General features: G+C 58.3%; 1 protein-coding gene. It reads right to left on the reverse strand.

Translation table 11 applies throughout. The annotated features are described in order from the left end of the window. Window positions 1-119: 119 nt before the first annotated feature. Window positions 120-1,118, reverse strand: a complete 999-nt coding sequence (locus ACW9JC_RS30325; RefSeq protein WP_150702741.1) for a sulfate ABC transporter substrate-binding protein — start codon at window positions 1,116-1,118, stop codon at window positions 120-122. Between the last annotated feature and the right edge of the window lie 49 nt (window positions 1,119-1,167).

Genomic DNA, 1,167 nt, shown 5'->3' on the forward strand with positions numbered 1-1,167 from the left:
ATCTTGATTTTTACAAGCAAAGTCAAAAGATCGCAGCCTGCGGCAGCTCCTACGGGTAAATCGCAAACCCACAAAAAAGGCGACCTCTGCAGGTCGCCTTTTTCATTGCCGCTTAGCGATCACTGACCGCTGTAGATCTGATCGAATACCCCGCCATCATTGAAGTGGGTTTTCTGCACGGTGCGCCAGTCACCGAAGGTTTTCTCGACTGACAGGAAATCCACTTTCGGGAAGCGGTCGGTGTACTTGGCCAGCACGGCCGGGTCACGCGGGCGCAGGTAGTTGGCGGCAGCGATTTCCTGGCCTTCCGGCGACCACAAGTACTTCAGGTATTCCTCGGCGGCGGCGCGGGTGCCTTTCTTGTCGACGGTTTTGTCGACCACGGACACTGGTGGCTCGGCTTCGGCGGAGACGCTTGGGTAGATGACTTCGAACTGGTCGCGGCCAAACTCGCGGGCGATCATTTCCGCTTCGTTTTCAAAAGTCACCAGCACGTCGCCGATCTGGTTGGTCATGAACGTGGTGGTGGCTGCACGGCCACCGGTGTCGAGTACCGGTGCTTGCTTGAACAGTTTGCCGACGAAGTCTTTCGCCTTGTTCTCGTCGCCGCCGTTTTTCAGCACGTAGCCCCAGGCCGAGAGGTAGGTGTAGCGACCGTTGCCCGAGGTTTTCGGGTTCGGCACGATGACTTGGACGCCGTCCTTGAGCAGGTCCGGCCAGTCTTTCAGGGCTTTCGGGTTGCCCTTGCGCACGATGAACACCGTGGCCGAAGTGAACGGCGCGCTGTTGTTCGGCAGGCGCGTGACCCAGTTGTCCGGGACCAGTTTGCCGTTGTCGGCGAGGGCGTTGATGTCGGTGGCCATGTTCATGGTGATCACGTCAGCCGGCAGACCGTCGATGACCGAACGCGCCTGTTTGCTGGAGCCGCCGAAGGACATCTGCAGAGTGATGTTTTCGTTGTGCTCGGCTTGCCAGTGCTTCTGGAACGCAGTGTTGTAGTCCTTGTAGAAATCGCGCATCACGTCGTAGGAAACGTTGAGCAGGGTCGGTGCGGCCTGAGCCACGCTGGTCAATGCAAGGCCAGCGGCCAGAAGTGAGGCGCCAAAGAGTTTTTTCACTGCGAATTCCTTGTTCTAAGTAGGAGCTGCCGCAGGCTGCGATCTTTTG

It is taken from the genome of Pseudomonas sp. SDO5591_S426 (assembly GCF_054070755.1).